The sequence below is a fragment of the Lentzea sokolovensis genome (genome assembly GCF_033949975.1).
Lineage (GTDB): Bacteria > Actinomycetota > Actinomycetes > Mycobacteriales > Pseudonocardiaceae > Lentzea > Lentzea sokolovensis.
Map to the genome: position 1 here is coordinate 202,165 of NZ_JAXAVU010000018.1, position 16,093 is coordinate 218,257.

Sequence of the window (16,093 nt, forward strand, 5' to 3'; positions counted from 1 at the left end):
CCCTCACCCTCCGGACAAGCACTCCCGCACCTCGGCGGCGATCTCGCGCGTGGCGTCGGTGTCCCACCGTTCACACGCCGCGAGCGAGTCTCGCAGATGATGTTGATACGCGCTGTGGTCACCCCGTGACTCGGCGTTGTCGGCGAGCACCCGCAGGATCTCGATCTCCCCGAGTCCGTCGCCGATCGCGCGGAACCCGGCGAGCGCCTGGCCGAGGTCCTCGTCGGACTCGGTGAGCCGGCCCGCCGCGCGGTGGGCGAGGGCGCGGTGCCACAACGTCCGGGCGAGCCAGGACGCCATCTGCGCGCGCCTGTAGACGTCCTCGGCCTCGGTCAGTGCCGCAACAGCGTCATCAGGCCTGTCGACGTCTATCAGCGCGAGGCCGAGCCATCCGAGCGTGCGACCCAGCGCGGAGAGTTCGTAGATGGTGTTGGCGTAAGCGCGTTGTTCCTTCGCTACTTCTTCGTGGGCGGTCACGGCGGCGATGGGACGGTTCATCGACCGCCACAGCACGCCCAGCACGGACCGTGCGTAGTGCTCGTCCATGGGCTCGTGCATCGAGTCGATCGCTTTGAGGCACACGCGTTCGGCCTCGTCGAAGTGGCCGAGCCCGCTGTGCGCGGCCGACGCGATCAGCCACACCCAGCCGAGGTGCCCGGTCTCCCCCGACTCCTCGGCGACGCGGGCAGCGTGGGTCAGCACCTCCAAAGCGGGACCTGACCGGCCGGCGACGTCGAACAGCACCCAGCCGAGCTGGCCGCGCACGACGATCTCCTGCCACGGCTCGCGGGCGGAGGCGAGGGCGAGGCGGTAGACGCGTTCCCAGACGAGGCCCGGTTCGATGGCCGCGTAGTGCGAGAGTGCGATCACCGCGCGGGCCACCTCGTCGTGCAGGTCCCTGGCCTGCGCCCGTTCGACGATCTCGGGCAGCAGGTCGCGGTGCTCGTCCAGCCAGCGCCTTCCCGTTGCCACGTCGGGGAAAGTCCTGCCTCGCGGACTCACCCGCCGCGCGTCGCCTGTCTGTCCGAAGAGGACTCCGGCGGCCACGGTGGTCTCCAGCAGCCAGGCGAGCATCCTGCGGTCCGCAGCGTCGTCGGCGCCGTCGATCAGGCCGGTGGCGAACGCCCGGACGAGGCCGTGGATCGCGTAGCCGTGGCCGTCGGGGTCGAGCAGGCTGACGTCGGTGAGTTCCTCCAGCGCCTGTTCGGCCTCGGCGACGGAGAGGCCGGTCAGCTCGGCCGCGAGCGCCGGGGTGACGTGGGTGCCGACGAGCAGTCCGAGCCGCCGGAACACCAGCCGCGCGGTCTCGGGCAGGTGAGCCAGCGACACCTCGAACGCGCCACGCACGTCCAGATCGCCCGCGGTGAGCGCGGCCAGCCGGCGTTCCTCGATCTGCTCCACGAGATGGCCGAGGGGCCAGCGCGGACGGCTGGCCAGCCGGTTGCCCGCGATCCTGAGCGCGAGCGGCGACATCCCGCACAGCCGGACGAGTTTCCGTGCGGTCTCGCGGTCGGCCTCGACGCGATGCGCCCCGATGATCGACGCGAGCAACTCGAGGGCGCACGGCTCGGTGAGCCCGCCGAGCCGGATCCAGGTGGCATCCGCCAGCCCGGCGAGCCTGCGCCGGGACGTGACGATCGTGAGACAACCCGGATCGGCTCGGAGAGTGCGGATCTCCTCCTCGGTGCGCGCACCGTCGAGCACGAGCAGAAGGCGCTTGTCCGCGAGCAACGACCGGTAGAGCCGCGTCTGGCCGTTCACGTCCTCGGGCACGTGTTCGGCGGGCACTCCGAGGTCTTTGAGCAACCGTTGGAGCGGCTGTGCGGAGCCCTCCAGGTCGATGAGCAGCTGACCGTCCGGAAAGCGGCTCTCCAGCAGATGGGCGGCCCTCACCGCGAGGCTGGTCTTACCGGTTCCCGCGGCGCCGTGGACGACCACGAGTCCGTTGGGCTTGTTCGCGATGGCGTCGAGCTCGGCGTCCCGGCCGACGAGGTCCGCGACGTACATCGGCAGTGACCACACCGGGCTGCTCAGCGCGACCCGGCCGGTCCTGGCGAGGCGGCGCAGTTCGGCGCGGTCGGCCTCGCCGAGGTCCAGCGCGTCGAGGAGCGCCTCGGTCGTGCGGCGCTGCGGGGAACGGGCGCGGCCGCGTTCCATGTCGCTGATGGCGCGGACGCTGACACCGGACCGCTCGCTGAGCTCTTCCTGACTGAGCCCGGCGTTCTTGCGGTGCTGCACGAGCCGGGCGCCGAACGTCATGCAACTGAAGTTAGTGGGTCAAACTCGTCAGCATCTGCGCACACACCCGAGAGAGGTGCCTGCGCATCACCGTCGACGCCTTGGCCGCGTCGCCGTCCGCGATCGCCCGCACGAGTTCGTCGTGGTCGTCCATCGACGCGTGCTGATGCGGCGGATCGTCCGCCAGCGCACTGCGCAGCAACACCACGCGCTGCTGCACGAGCCGGACCTGCTCGGAGATGTACGGGCTGCGCGCGGCGTGCAGCAACGTCTGGTGGAACGCGAGGTCCAGCCGGTAGGGGAACGGCTGCCCGGCCTTGTAGTTGCGCCGGCTCTCCGCGCAGACCTCCTGCAGCCGCACGAGATCGACATCGGTCCGGCGCGACGCCGCCAGTTCCGCCGCCGCGCACTCCAGCGCGGTGCGCAGCTCGAACAACGCCCTGACGTCCTCAAGAGTCGCGTCGGGCACGAACGCGCCCCGGTGCGGGACCAGCGTCAGCAGTCCCTCGGAGGCCAGGTGCCGGATCGCCTCGCGCAACGGCCCGCGGCTGATGCCGAGCTTCTGCGCCACCTCGACCTCGTTGACCCGCGAGCCGGGAGGGATCTCCCCGGTGAGCACCTGCTCTCGCAGCACGTCCACGGCCTGTCCGGCCAGACTGAGGTGCAGGGGCGTCGGGGGTGTCACCTTCGTCTCCTGATCTGGACGGCACCGGCCGTCCTCCCGCTAAACTAGCGAACGTGTCAACTGTCGACAGTTGGCAGTTTCCGGGATCTGAGCGCGGGAGGGGCGACATGGGACACGAAGTGGTGGCCGAGGTCTGGCGAGGCGACTTCCTGGAGTCCGTGCACCACGGCACCGTCGTCGCGACCGATCCGTCCGGTTCCCCGGTGCTGTCGGTCGGCCGCCCCGGCGACGTCGCGTTCCCGCGCTCGTCGAACAAGCCGCTCCAGGCCCTCGCGATGCTGCGCAGCGGGCTCGACCTCGACGGCGAACTGCTCGCGCTGGCCTGCGCCTCCCACTCGGGCGAGGACTTCCACGTCGACGGCGCCCTGCGGATCCTGGCCTCGGCCGGTCTGACCGAGGACGCGTTGCGATGCACCCCTGACCTGCCGCTCGGCGAGCAGGCACGCGCCCAGCACCTCGCGCAGGGCCTGGCCGCCGCCCCGAAGTACATGAACTGCTCCGGCAAGCACGCCGCCATGCTCGCCACCTGCGTCGCCAACGGCTGGCCCACTGACAGCTACCTCGACCCGACGCACCCGCTGCAGGTCGCGACCCGCCAGACGATCGAGGACGTGGCCGGCGAGCCCGTCGCCCAGGTCGGCGTGGACGGCTGCGGCGCCCCGATCTTCGCCATCAGTCTCACCGGCCTAGCCCGCGCGTTCGGCCGTCTCGCCGCCGCTGCCCCCGGCACCCTCGAACACCGCGTCGCCACCGCCATGAACACCTTCCCCCAGTGGGTCGGTGGCACCGGCCGCGACGTCACCGTTCTCATGGACGCCCTGCCCGGCGTCATCGCCAAGGACGGCGCCGAGGGCGTCTACGCGGTCGGCCTGCCCACTGGCGAGGGCGTGGCGCTGAAGATCGCCGACGGCTCGTCGCGCGCCCGTGCGGTCGTCATCGTCGCGGTGCTCAAGCGGCTCGGTGTGGACGTGAGCAAGGTCGAGGACCTCGCAACCGTGCCGGTTCTCGGGCATGGCCGCGCGGTCGGCGCCGTCAGGCCGTCGCTCGCGCTGGCGAGTTGACCGTCACTTCAGCGGTGAACGCCCAGCACACCGGAATCCCCTCCCCCAGCCACTAAGCTGGGAGTTATGGGCGATTCGAAGGACGAGAACGAGAAGTTCCAGGAGGAACTGATCGGCCTCGACCCACACGATCCCGAGACGAAGGCGTTCGCCGACCATCTCGACAAGATGAAGCGGCAACGCCCCGGCTTCACGGTCGAGGGCTACCTGGACGGCGTGCAGGACTTCGCCGACTCGGCGAACCGCACGACCGGGCACCAGCGGCTCGTCGCCGTCATCGTGGTGGGGCTCATCCTGCTGGGCGTGCTCCTCACGATCTGGTTCGCGCTGGGCGACATCCTCGCCATCATCTTCTGATTCCAAACGAGAACGAGTCCTTAACGGGGCCTTACGGCGCCGCGGGCCACACCCCCGCCGGGAAGCCCTGAGGGCGCCGCGGAGTTATAAAGAGTCATGGAACCTGTTGTCGGCACCACCCCCAAGGTCGTGCGTTCCGAAGAGGAATGGCGCGCCCAGCTCAACCCCGCCGAGTTCGCGGTGCTGCGCCAGGCCGGCACCGAGCGCCCGTGGACCGGCGAGTACACCGAGACCAAGACCGAGGGCCTCTACGAGTGCCGTGCGTGCGGGGCCGAACTGTTCCGCAGCGACACCAAGTTCGACTCGCACTGCGGCTGGCCGTCGTTCTTCTCGCCGCTGGCCGGAGACTCGGTGATCCTGCGTGAGGACCGGGCGCTCGGCATGAAGCGCGTCGAGGTGCTCTGCGCCACGTGCCACAGCCACCTCGGGCATGTTTTCGAGGGTGAGGGGTATCCCACTCCCACGGACCAGCGCTACTGCATCAACTCCGTCTCCTTGAAACTCGTTCCGTCCGAATAGGAGACTGAGCCTCAGTCCGGTCACCAAGGACCCGGACAAACCTGGGAGGCATCATGAACTTCCGCATCGCCCTGCGCGGCACCGACGGCGAAGGCTCCAGCGGTGTCGACGGCGGCTCGTCGAGCTAGCCACAGGCGCAGAACAGTGACAGAAAGCCGCCAACCCTAAGGCTTCGTCAACAAGCCTTGTGAGGCTGTGGCGCGGACCACACCATTGACCCACCGAAGCACTTTCGGGGCAGTCAGGGGGTGGGTCGCATGCAGAGGCCTTGGGGATTGTCCGGACCGGAGTTCCTTCAGCTCTACTGGATCGGGCTGGCACTCGCCGTGCTGGTCGCGATCGTCGTTCGGGTACGCGTGCGGGCGGGTCACAGCACCCAGCCCGTGCGCTCCCTCGACATGGACGAGCTCGCCTATCTCGCGGGCGGTCCAAGGCGCGTGGTCGAGACGGCCATCGCGCGACTGCTCACCTCGGGTGAGCTCAGGACTTCACGGCGTGGCACCGTTCAGGCCACGTCCACCACTCGGTCGCTGAACCAGGTGGACCGCGCCGTCATCACCGACTGCCAGCGCTACACCAACCGCACCGTCAACCTGATGATCCCCGCCGTCGCAGCGGACGGCGTGGTCACGGCGATCGGGCAGCGCCTGCGGGACATGGGCCTCGTGGTCGACCCGGCCGTCGCGAAAAGCGCTCTGCGCAAGGGATCCATCGCGTTGTGGGTGCTGCTCGTGATCGGGTTCGCGCGCTGGATCAACGGACTCGCGATCGGCGCGAACATCGGCTGGCTCACGCTTCAGCTCGTCCTCGCGGGCCTGCTGATCCTGCTTCTCACGCGGCGCGGCAAGCACGTCCGCACCAGCAAGGGCAACCGCGTGCTCAGCGGCGCTCGCACCACGAGCACCAGGGCAGAGGGAAGCGTGGACGAGGTCGTGTACGCGGGCGCGGCCGGCGCGGTTCTGTTCGGCGGCCTCCTCGTCTACCCGGATCTGGCGGTGCGCACCTCATTGCTCGCCTCCTCCGGTTCCGGCAGCTACAGCAGCAGCAACAGCACGTGTTCGGTCGGTTCTTCTTCGTGTTCGAGCGGAAGCAGCTGCGGCGGCGGTGGAGGCGGCGGCTGTGGCGGCGGGTGCGGTGGAGGCGGCGGCTGATCCACCATCAGGTCCTTTTCAGGTAACACCAGGAACCCAGGGGTAGATCTCACGTCGAAGATGCACTGACACCAGTGAGGGGAGTGCTGATGTCCAACTCTTCGACACCGCACCACGCCACGTGGTCCGCGGAGGAGATCGGGTTCCTGGCAGGGGGACCGGGCAGGGCGGCCGAGGCCGTTCTCGCCCGGCTGCTGGACGGCGGTCTCGTGCGCATCTCCCGCGAGGGCCTCGTGACCGCCGTCCACCAGAACGGGTACGGCGCCAGGACAGCGCTGGAGGCGTACGTCCTCGCCGGACTCCAGGGCACCGCTCGCCCCATCCAGCAGGTCGTGCAGGTCGCGCGAGCGAGCCACGAGATGGGCGCGTTGCACCAGAGCCTCGTCGACCGCGGCATGGTGCACCGCCGGTTCGGCAGACCCCGCGGTGGCAGGATCGCGTTGCGGGTGGTGCTGTTCCTGCTGGCGTTCGTCTCGGTGTTCGTCGCCTTCGCGATCGACGCGAGACTGTTCCTCCTGACAGCACTGCTGGTGTTCCTCGCGATCCTGCTGCGCAACCCGGGCAGGCTCACGCGAAACGGCAAGACCGTGTGGATGTACGCGCTGAAGAACCGCAGCACCGCGGACGCGGTGGCGTTGTTCGGGCTGCGCCGGGGCAAGCAGCGCACGACGTCCTCCACCCCGTACGTCGGCACCACCGGTTGCAGCTCCTACGACTGGGACCACCACAGCTGCGGCGGCACGTCGAGTTGTGGTGGCAGCAGTTGTTCGAGCAGCAGTTCCAGCAGCTGCAGCAGTTCCAGTAGCAGTTGTTCGAGCAGCAGTAGCAGCTGCAGCAGCTCTAGTAGCAGTAGCTGCAGCAGTTCCAGCAGCTGAGGGGGAATCAGTGAAGAAACCGACAGACGCGCAGGGGGCGTGGCTGTCCGCGGAGGAGGCCGGTTTTCTGACGGCCGGTCCCGGACGGGCCGCGGAGACCGTGCTGGCCCGGCTGATCGACCAAGGCCTGCTGCGGGTGTCACGCGACGGACTGGTCTCCGCGGTGCACCAGAACGGCCAGGGCGCCACCACGTCGGTCGAAGCGCGGATGCTGAGCTTCGCACGGACCCCCGTCCAGTTCGACGCGATCGTCCTGGCGACCAGGAACTGCACGGAGGTGGCGCAGCTGTACCGGCAGCTGCTCAGCCGCGAGCTCATGCGGGTGCCTCACCGCCGCCACGACGGCCGGTGGTTCTCGCTCGCGGTCGCGGGTGTGGCGGTGGTGCTCGGGTTCATCTCACCCGTGTTCCTCATCGCCGCGGCGATCGCACTGGGTTTCTTCGTCTGGCAGTACGGCAGCGGCCCGATCACCCCGGCAGGCAGAGAAGCCCTGAGTCAGGTGAAGGCGAGCGACCGGGTGCACGCGGTGGCGCTGTACGGGTTCGACGGCAGGGTCCGCGGGCAGGACGTCGGTGAGCTGTTCGACTTCCCGCGTCGTGTTGTGAGGACGGTCCCGCGCAGGCCTGCCAGGGCGAGGCGGCGGTCCATCTGGAACGGTGGCGGGTGCGGTTCGGCGTCGAGCTGCGGCAGTTCCGGTTGCGGCAGTTCCAGTTCCAGTTGCGGCGGCGGTAGCGGCTGCGGTGGTGGCGGAGGGGGAGACTAGTGGCGGCACCAACGGCGGCAACGGGCACGCGAGTGCCCCCGGAACAGATCGGCTATCTGACGGATGGCCCCGGCCGGGCCGCGGAGACCGCGCTGGCGAGGTTGCTCAGCGCCGGTCTGGTGCGGGTGTCGCGCGACGGGATCGTGTCCGCCGTGCACCAGACCGAGCTGGGCGCCACGACCGCGGTCGAGACGCTCATCCTCATCGGCCTGCGCAAGCCGGTCCGGTTCGACGCGGTCGTGCGGAACGCCGCGAAGAGCGCGGAGATGCGTGCATTGCACCAGCAGCTGCGGGCGCGCAGGCTGACCCGCGAAGCCCGCCCCCGCCTCGCGGCGTGGTGGGTCTTCCTCGCGATCGGCGTCATCCTGAGCCTGCTGGCCTTCCTGGAGCCGTGGACCCTCTTCGGCGCGGTGGCGTTCCTGGGTGCCGGATGGTGGACGTACGGCGCGAAACCGCTCACCAGGGCGGGGCGGGCGGCGTTGAAGGACGTGACCGCGAGCGACCCGGTTCTCGCCGTGGCGTTGAAAGGCTTCCGCGGCAGGGTCGGCAACCAGACCGTCGCCGAGATCTTCAGGCTGCCGCAGAGCGTCGTCAAGATGCTGCCGCGCAAGAGGAGGAAGAAGGCCGGTCGGCGTGGCGGTGGAGCCGCTTCGAGTGGGGCGGCCTGTGGCTCCAGCAGTTGTGGTAGCAGTAGCAGTTGTTCGTCGGGCAGCAGCAGCAGCTGCAGTGGCGGCAGCAGCTGCGGCGGTGGTGGCGGAGGAGGCGACTGATGGCGGGGATCAAGGACCTGGGTGTCGGCATCGGCTGGCGCTCGGAGATCGATCTGACGGTGGAACGGCTGCCCGGCGTGGACTTCGTCGAGGTCGTCGCCGAGAACCTCCACATCGGACACCTGCCCGAGTCGGTGACGCTGCTGCTGGAACGCGGCGTCCCGGTGCTCCCCCACGCCGTGTCGCTGTCACTGGGCGGCGCGGACCAGGTCGACCTGCACCGCGTCGAGCACCTGGGCGCGGTCGCCGAGGCGGTCGGCGCGCCGATGGTCAGCGACCACGTGTGCTTCGTGCGAGCGGGCGGACTCGACTCCGGGCACCTGATGCCGGTGCCGCGCACCAAGGACGCGCTCGACGTGCTCGTCGCGAACGTCAAGCTCGCCCAGCGGAACCTGCCCGTGCCGCTCGCGCTGGAGAACGTGGCCGCGCTGCTGGAGTGGCCGGACGGCGAGCTGACCGAGGGCCAGTTCCTCGCCGAGCTCGTCGAGCGCACGGACTGCTGGCTGCTCGTGGACGTCGCGAACCTCTACGCGAACGCCCGCAACATCGGCACCGACCCGGAGCGGTTCCTGGACGAGATCCCGCTGGAACGGCTGGCGTACGTGCACGTGGCCGGCGGCGAACAGCACGGCGACATCTACCACGACACGCACGCCCACGCGGTTCTGCCGGAAGTCCTGGAAGTGCTGGACGAACTGTGCTCGCGCGTCGCGCCGCCCGGCGTTCTGCTGGAACGCGACGACAACTATCCGTCCGACACCGAAATCGCGAGCGAACTGGCCGCGATCCGCGCCGTCGTGGACAAACACCGTGACTGAAATCGTGAACGAGAATGAAGTTTCGGCGGCACGCGAAAGGCTTGCCACCCGGCAGGCGGAGCTGCTAAACGCATTGCTCGGCAACGGTCCGGCACCGGCGGGATTCGACGAACAACGCCTGGCTGTCGAACGCCGCGCGTTGTTGTCGAAACGACGCGGCATCGTGCGGATGCTGGGCCCCGCGGTCGCCGACGAGCTCGGCGACCGGTTCCGGCCGCTCTTCGACGCCTACGCGGTTGAACACCCACGTCGTGCGGGCTCACGCGCGCGTGAGGACGCCGCGGCGTTCGCGGAATGGTGCCGCGCTTCCGGAGAACTGTCAGCAAAACGCAAGGCTCGCTGGAAGTTCTGGCAGTCGAACTGACGGGCGAACGAAACGGGGACCAGAATCCCCCGTTCGGCCCTGTGTTACCCGGTTGTTATATCGATACGTTCGAAGGGTCGGGGGACCTTTTTCGCATTGCCTTCGCATACCCGCGGAAGGCCTTCCGGCCTGCGCGGACCACAGCGCGCAGCAATTCGAACCACGAGGGGATTCGAATGCGCGGAAAATCGAAAGTGCTGGGCGCCGTCACGGCGCTCGCCCTGACAGCGGCCTCCGTGGCCACGGCCACGGCCGCACCACCGGACGACCACGCCCCGCGTCCCGGCCAGACCACCGACGAGGTCAGCCTCGTCACCGGGGACAAGGTCCTGCTGGGGCACGACGGGCAGGTCGTCGCGATCCAGCCCGGCGACGGCCGCAAGAACATGACCTTCAAGACCGCCCGCACGGCCGACGGCCACACCGTGGTGGTGCCGAAGGACGCCTTCGAGCCCCTGGCGGCGGGCCGGCTCGACCGCAGACTCTTCGACGTCACCACGTTGCTGGAGTTCGGCTACCGCGACCGCATGCCGTTGATCGTGGACGGCCACGCCAGAGTCGGCGCCAGGTCCTCCAGCGACTGGTCGGCACTCAAGTCGGAGGCCGCGACCGGCGACAAGATCTGGCTCGACGGCATCCGCAAGCCGAGCCTCGACCGCAGCGTCGCCCAGATCGGCGCGCCGGCCGCCCACCAGAAGGGCATCACCGGCAAGGGGATCAAGGTCGCGATCGTCGACACGGGCGTCGACGAGAAGCACCCCGACCTCGCGGGTCAGCAGGTCGCGGAGAAGAACTTCACGACCGACCCCGACAACACCGACAACGTCGGCCACGGCACGCACGTCGGGTCGACCGTCGCGAGCCACGACTCGAAGTACGGCGGCGTCGCACCGGGTGCGCAGCTGATCGACGCGAAGGTCTGCGTCGAGTTCGGCTGCCAGGAGTCCTGGATCCTCGACGGCATGCGCTGGGCGGCGGAGCAGGGCGCCCAGGTCGTCAACATGAGCCTCGGCGGCGGCGACACCCCCGAGGTCGACCCGCTGGAGCAGGCCGTCAACGATCTGACGGCCCAGTACGGCACGTTGTTCGTCATCGCGGCCGGCAACTCGGGTTCGACCGGTTCGGTGAGCTCCCCCAGCACGGCGGAGGCCGCGCTGTCGGTCGGCGCCGTCGACCGCGACGACAAGCTCGCTCCTTTCTCCAGCAAAGGCCCTCGCGTGGGAGACAGCGGGCTCAAGCCCGAGGTGACCGCACCGGGCGTCGACATCGTGGCCGCCAAGGCAGGCACCTCCGACCACCTCGCGGGTAGCGGCACGTCGATGGCGACGCCGCACGTCGCGGGCGCCGCGGCACTGCTGCGCCAGCAACACCCTGAGTGGACGCCCGCACAGCTCAAGTCGGTGCTCGCGACCACGGCCAAGCCGACCGAGGGCGTCAGCGCGTTCGACCAGGGCGCCGGGCGCATCGACGTGGCCAAGGCGATCGGCCAGGTGCTGACCGCCGACGTCGTCGCGGTGAACCTCGGCCTGCACGAGTGGCCGCACGCCGACGACAAGCCTGTGACCAAGCCGATCACCTACACCAACCCGACGGACGCGGCGATCACGCTCGACCTGGCGTTCAAGGGCAGCGCTCCGGCGGGCATGTTCACGCTGGGCGCGTCGAAGGTGACCGTGCCGGCCAAGGGCACCGCGTCGGTCAACGTCACCGGTGACACCCGCGTCGGCACCAAGGACGCCGCGTACTCGGGCGAGATCGTCGCCACGTCCGGCACGCACACCGTCCGCACGCTCGTCGGCATCGACCGCGAGGTGGAGAGCTACACCCTCACGATCGACATGATCGGCCGCGACGGGCAGGATCCGGGCAACTCGTTCACGTTCCTGGTCGGCCTGGACAACAACGTGGTCAAGCCGCTCTCCGGCGCCGGGGACCTGAAGGTCCGCCTGCCCAAGGGCAGCTACTACCTCGACACGAGCCTGCCCAACGGCGAGCGCGGCATGGACCTGCTCTTCCAGCCGGACGTGAAGCTGACCGGCGACCTGACGATCACGCAGGACGCCCGCCTGGCCCAGCCCGTGTCGGTGAAGGCGCCGGAGGAGACCGGTGACTTCACCCTGGGCCTGATCGCTTTCCGCCGCTCGATGGGCGGAGAGGACCGGGTGGGCGGCACGCTGGTGATGTTCGGCGGCTTCGAGGGCGTCGCGGTCGCCCAGGCCGGCGGACCGCTGCCGCCCAGCGACCTGTCCTCGCTCGCGATGCTGCAGGCCAACACCACGGCCGATCCGCACACGTTCTACCGGCTCGCCTACCCGGTTCCCGGCAGTTTCCCCGTCGGCCTGAACAAGGCGCCGGCCAAGAAGGACCTGGCCAGGGTCGAGTCCACGATCGGTGGTCTCAAGCCGGACAGCCAGGCGCTCAAGGGCGAGCTGCCGGTGACCACGCTCGGGGTGAGCAGCGGCACCGCGCTCTACCCGGTGGCCGTGGGTGCCACCGCGGTCGACTACGTGACGACCGAGGACGTTCGCTGGCAGTCCGCGGTCTCGACACGGCACGCCAACGGCGCACAGGAACGCATCACCTCGGGGACGCGCACGTACGCGGCGGGCAGGACCTACCGGGAACGCGAAGTCCGGCCGGTGTTCTCGCCGGGGCTGCCCGAGTCGCCGTACGGGTTCGTCGAGCGGTACGGCTCGCAGTTCAACGTCGCCCCGCCGATGGTGAGCGACGGCACGCACGGCGAAGGCAGGTCCACTGTGGACAGCGCCAGGACCGCGTTGTACCGCAACGGAGTGCTGATCGGCGAGACCGACACCCCTGGGGGCTACTTCCCTAACGTGCCGCTGCCGCGGGGCGACTTCCGGGCCGAGGTGAGCCTCGACCGGAGCTCGCAGTTCGAGTTCAGCACCAAGGTGTCCGCGGTGTGGACCTTCAAGTCCCAGGGCACCGAGGGCAAGATCGACGCTCCGCCGCTGTCGGTGGTGCGCTTCGAACCGAAGCTCGACGACAACGGCGCGGTGCCCGCGGGCACGTTGCAGCGCATCGGACTGCTCACCCAGACGCAGGGTGACGCGGGCAAGGTGCGCATCACCGGAGTCGAGTACTCGCACGACGACGGCAAGTCATGGCGCCGTGCGGGTGTGGTCGGCAACAGCGCGCTGGTCTACCACCCGACGAACGCGCAGTGGACTTCGCTGAAGGCCACTGCGACGGACGCCAAGGGTGGAACCGTTGAGCTGACCGTAATCCGTGCCTATCGAGTGGCCGCGTAGCGGTCACACAGATCAGGGCAGGTTGAGCACGAGTTCGGCCGCCGGGACGCGGGTGCCCGTGTAGAAGGGGATTTCCTCTCGCACGTGCAGCCGCGCCTCGGTGCCGCGCAGGTGCCGCATGAGGTCGACGATGCGGTGCAGCTCGTCGGCCTCGAACGCGAGCAGCCACTCGTAGTCGCCGAGAGCGAACGACGCGACGGTGTTCGCGCGCACGTCCGGGTAGTCGCGGGCTTCCTTGCCGTGGTCCGCCAGCATCTTGCGGCGGTCCTCCTCCGGCAGCAGGTACCACTCGTAGGACCGCACGAACGGGTAGACGCAGATGTACTTGCGCGCCTCTTCCCCCGCGAGGAACGCGGGAATGTGGCTGCGGTTGAACTCGGCCGGGCGGTGCAGGGCGACCTGCGACCAGACCGGCGTGGAGACCTTGCCGAGCGGGGTGCGGCGGAAGCCGGTGTAGGCGGCCTGCACCTGCTCGATCTCCTCGGCGTGCCACCAGATCATGAAGTCCGCGTCGGCGCGCAGACCCGCCACGTCGTAGACGCCGCGCACGACGACGCCCTTGCCCTCCAACGCGTCCAGGTAGTTCTGGGTTTCACTGGCAGCAGCCGAACGGTCGTCCGGAAGCTTGCCGGGTTCGACCCGGAACACCGACCACATCGTGTAGCGGATGGTGTCGTTGAGCTCGTTGTAGTTCAGGCGCGCCATAGGTCCATCTTGGCACGGGCCTCTCAGCGCCGAACGCGGCCCAGCAGGTGTGCTGCGACACGGGCGGCGGCCGCGTCGGCGGTCGCGATGCAGGCCGGCACACCCACGCCGTGCAGGGTGGCGCCCGCCACGGCGATGCCCGGCACGTCGGCGATGCCGCGTTCGATGGTGTCCACCAGGTCGACGTGGCCGACGCCGTACTGCGGCAGCCCGCCGCCCCAGCGCTGCACCACGTAGTCGATCGGCGCGGCCTTGATGCCCGTCAGCTCGTGCAGGTCGTTGCGCACGGCCTTGACCAGGTCGGCGTCGCTGCGCTGCAGGAGCGCCGTCTCACCGTGGCGCCCGACCGAGCCGCGCAGGATGACCGGTTCGCCGTAGTGCGCCCACTTGCGGCTGGAGAACGTGAACGCCTTGGCGGTGAACGGGGTGATGCGGTCGGAGTACCGCTCCCCCTCCGCGATCAGGACGCCGGAGCGCTGCGGCAGTTCGGTGCCCGGCGGCAACGCGAGTGCGACCACGGCCATCGAGGCGACCTCGACCTTGCCGTACGCGGCGGACACCTGCGGCGCGATCTCGTGCAGCAGCTTGCGCGCGGACGGGGCCGGGACCGCGAGCACGACGCCGTCGCACTCCAGGTACTGCGGGGTCGCGGCCGAGCCGATCTCCAGTCGCCAGCCGGCGCCGAGCCACGACAGGACCCGGACCGGCAGGCCGAGCCTGATCTCGGGCTTCGCGACCTCGGCGAGCCTGTCGGCGAGCGACGAGACGCCGTTGCTCAGCGACGCGAACACCGGTGGCCGTGCGGAGCGCGCCTGCGGTGGGGCGGGCATCATCGTCGCGGCGGCCGCGAGCAGCGAACCGACGCCCTTGTCCAGCAGCGTCGCGATCTGCGGCATCGTGGCGCGCAGGCCCAGTTCGTCCGCGCGACCCGCGTAGACGCCGCCCAGCAGCGGGCTGACGAGGCGGTCTCCGACCTCGGGGCCGAACCGCTCCTTCATCAGCGTGCCGACGGCGACGTCGCCGCCCCTGAGCTCGATCGGCGGCAGCGTCGGTTCCATCTCGACGCGCAGCGCGCCCTCGGACGACAGCATGTGCCGCACCGTCTCGACGCTGGCCGGAACGCCCATGAACGTGTGCGCCGGCAGCTGGTGGGTGCGCCCGGCCGCGTGCACGCTCGCCTTCGCGGCCGTCGGGTGCACGACGTGTTCGGCGAGCCCGACCTCGTTGATCAGCTCCTGCGCCTCGGGCTTGCGGTGCAGGAACGCCTCGGCGCCCACGTCGAACCGCACACCCGCGAGCTCGGTCGTGCGCAACTTGCCGCCGAGCCGGTCGGACTGCTCGATCACCGTGATCCTGGCCTGAGGGCCGAGCAGCATCCGCAACCGGTGCGCGGCGGCCAGGCCGGAGATGCCTCCCCCGACGACTGCGACGTGCGGCGCTCTTCCGTGCATTACAAGCTGTGGATCAGTTCGACGGTCCGGGTGATGATCTCCGGATCGGTGTCGGGCAGCACGCCGTGGCCGAGGTTGAAGATGTGGCCCGCGGCGGCTTTGCCCTCGGCGTGGATGCGGCGCACCTCGCGTTCGACGGCCTCGAAGCCCGCGAAGAACAGCGCCGGGTCGAGGTTGCCCTGCACGACCGGTTTCGGCAGTTCGGGGTTCGCCTGCTGGAGCCGCCGCACGGCGACGTCCAGGGGAATCCGCCAGTCGACGCCGACGACGTCCGCGCCGGCCTCGCGCATGGCGGGCAGCAGCTCGCCGGTGCCGACGCCGAAGTGGATGCGCGGCACCGTCGTGATCGTCTCGAGGACGCGCTTCGAGTGCGGCAGAACGAACTCGCGGTAGTCGCGCTCGGACAGCGCGCCCGCCCACGAGTCGAACAGCTGGACCGCCTGGACGCCCGCGTCGAGCTGGGCGTGCAGGAACGCCGTCGTGACGCCGGCGATCTTGGCCAGCAGCGCGTGCCACAGCTCGGGGTTGCCGTGCATGAGCGCCTTGGTGCGCTCGTGGTTCTTGCTCGGCCCGCCCTCGACGAGGTAGGAGGCCAGCGTGAAGGGCGCTCCCGCGAACCCGATCAGGGCGACGTCCTGCGGGAGTTCCTTGAGCAGCAACCCGATCGCGTCCGCGACCGGCTGGACCTGCTCGGCGTGCAGCTCGGGCAGCGCCTGCACGTCGGCGAGCGTGCGGACCGGGTTCGCGACCACGGGACCGGTGCCCGCGACGATGTCGAGGTCGACACCGGCGGCCTTGAGCGGCACCACGATGTCGGAGAAGAGGATCGCACCGTCGACGCCGTGCCGCCGGACGGGCTGCATGGTGATCTCGCAGACCATCTCCGGGTCCATGCACGCGTCGAGCATCGCGGTGCCCTGGCGGAGCGCCCGGTACTCGGGCAGCGACCGTCCCGCCTGCCTCATGAACCAGACAGGGGTGTGCGACGGGGTGCCGCCACTTGCGGCCACGAGGAGGGGAACTTGAGTGCTCATATCTCTTTCATGGTCCCACGTCTCGGCGTG

General features: G+C 69.8%; 14 protein-coding genes and 1 pseudogene. 10 read left to right on the forward strand and 5 right to left on the reverse strand.

The window, feature by feature from the left end:
* Positions 1-3: 3 nt before the first annotated feature.
* Positions 4-2,259, reverse strand: a complete 2,256-nt coding sequence (locus SK854_RS46380) for a helix-turn-helix domain-containing protein (RefSeq protein WP_319981590.1) — start codon at positions 2,257-2,259, stop codon at positions 4-6.
* 10 nt (positions 2,260-2,269) lie between these two features.
* Entirely contained in the window at positions 2,270-2,923 is a 654-nt protein-coding gene (locus SK854_RS46385; protein WP_319981591.1) for a GntR family transcriptional regulator, read from the reverse strand.
* Between the two features lie 107 nt (positions 2,924-3,030).
* Here SK854_RS46385 and SK854_RS46390 point away from each other — a divergent pair, with 107 nt between their 5' ends.
* From SK854_RS46390 to SK854_RS46435, 10 genes and pseudogenes are all read left to right on the forward strand, one after another.
* The gene (locus tag SK854_RS46390) at positions 3,031-3,984 is read left to right on the forward strand and encodes an asparaginase (protein WP_319981592.1); all 954 of its coding nucleotides are present in this window, start codon (positions 3,031-3,033) and stop codon (positions 3,982-3,984) included.
* A 66-nt stretch (positions 3,985-4,050) separates the two neighbouring features.
* On the forward strand, positions 4,051-4,341 hold the full coding sequence (locus SK854_RS46395; protein WP_319981593.1) for a hypothetical protein: 291 nt from the start codon (positions 4,051-4,053) through the stop codon (positions 4,339-4,341).
* A 96-nt stretch (positions 4,342-4,437) separates the two neighbouring features.
* On the forward strand, positions 4,438-4,860 hold the full coding sequence (msrB, locus tag SK854_RS46400; protein WP_319981594.1) for a peptide-methionine (R)-S-oxide reductase MsrB: 423 nt from the start codon (positions 4,438-4,440) through the stop codon (positions 4,858-4,860).
* A gap of 257 nt (positions 4,861-5,117) precedes the next feature.
* Positions 5,118-6,011 (forward strand): TIGR04222 domain-containing membrane protein, encoded by an 894-nt coding sequence (locus tag SK854_RS46405; RefSeq protein WP_319981595.1) that lies wholly within the window; start codon positions 5,118-5,120, stop codon positions 6,009-6,011.
* A gap of 89 nt (positions 6,012-6,100) precedes the next feature.
* Positions 6,101-6,886, forward strand: a complete 786-nt coding sequence (locus tag SK854_RS46410) for a TIGR04222 domain-containing membrane protein (protein ID WP_319981596.1) — start codon at positions 6,101-6,103, stop codon at positions 6,884-6,886.
* 7 nt (positions 6,887-6,893) lie between these two features.
* Positions 6,894-7,649 (forward strand): annotated as a pseudogene (locus SK854_RS46415) (TIGR04222 domain-containing membrane protein); the annotation flags it as partial.
* A gap of 32 nt (positions 7,650-7,681) precedes the next feature.
* Entirely contained in the window at positions 7,682-8,419 is a 738-nt protein-coding gene (locus SK854_RS46420) for a TIGR04222 domain-containing membrane protein (RefSeq protein ID WP_319981597.1), read from the forward strand.
* Positions 8,419-9,237: a DUF692 domain-containing protein gene (locus tag SK854_RS46425; protein ID WP_319981598.1), complete on the forward strand. Its 819-nt coding sequence runs from the start codon at positions 8,419-8,421 to the stop codon at positions 9,235-9,237. Before SK854_RS46420 ends, SK854_RS46425 begins: the two co-directional genes overlap by 1 nt.
* Positions 9,230-9,601: a hypothetical protein gene (locus SK854_RS46430; protein ID WP_319981599.1), complete on the forward strand. Its 372-nt coding sequence runs from the start codon at positions 9,230-9,232 to the stop codon at positions 9,599-9,601. Before SK854_RS46425 ends, SK854_RS46430 begins: the two co-directional genes overlap by 8 nt.
* 176 nt (positions 9,602-9,777) lie before the next feature.
* A complete protein-coding gene (locus tag SK854_RS46435) occupies positions 9,778-12,873 on the forward strand; it encodes a S8 family peptidase (protein ID WP_319981600.1) in 3,096 nt (1,031 codons plus the stop codon).
* A 12-nt stretch (positions 12,874-12,885) separates the two neighbouring features.
* Here the strand turns inward: SK854_RS46435 and hemQ are convergent, their stop codons facing one another.
* Genes hemQ through hemE form a run of 3 tightly spaced genes read right to left on the reverse strand, consistent with a single transcriptional unit; the run spans position 12,886 to position 16,063 of the window.
* Positions 12,886-13,578 carry a hydrogen peroxide-dependent heme synthase gene (gene hemQ, locus SK854_RS46440; RefSeq protein ID WP_030479954.1) on the reverse strand — a complete coding sequence of 231 codons (693 nt, stop codon included), beginning with the start codon at positions 13,576-13,578 and terminating at the stop codon, positions 12,886-12,888.
* A gap of 23 nt (positions 13,579-13,601) precedes the next feature.
* A complete protein-coding gene (gene hemG / locus SK854_RS46445) occupies positions 13,602-15,029 on the reverse strand; it encodes a protoporphyrinogen oxidase (protein WP_319981601.1) in 1,428 nt (475 codons plus the stop codon).
* A complete protein-coding gene (gene hemE, locus SK854_RS46450; RefSeq protein WP_319981602.1) occupies positions 15,029-16,063 on the reverse strand; it encodes a uroporphyrinogen decarboxylase in 1,035 nt (344 codons plus the stop codon). The genes hemG and hemE overlap by 1 nt, the downstream gene beginning before the upstream one ends.
* Positions 16,064-16,093: the final 30 nt, after the last annotated feature.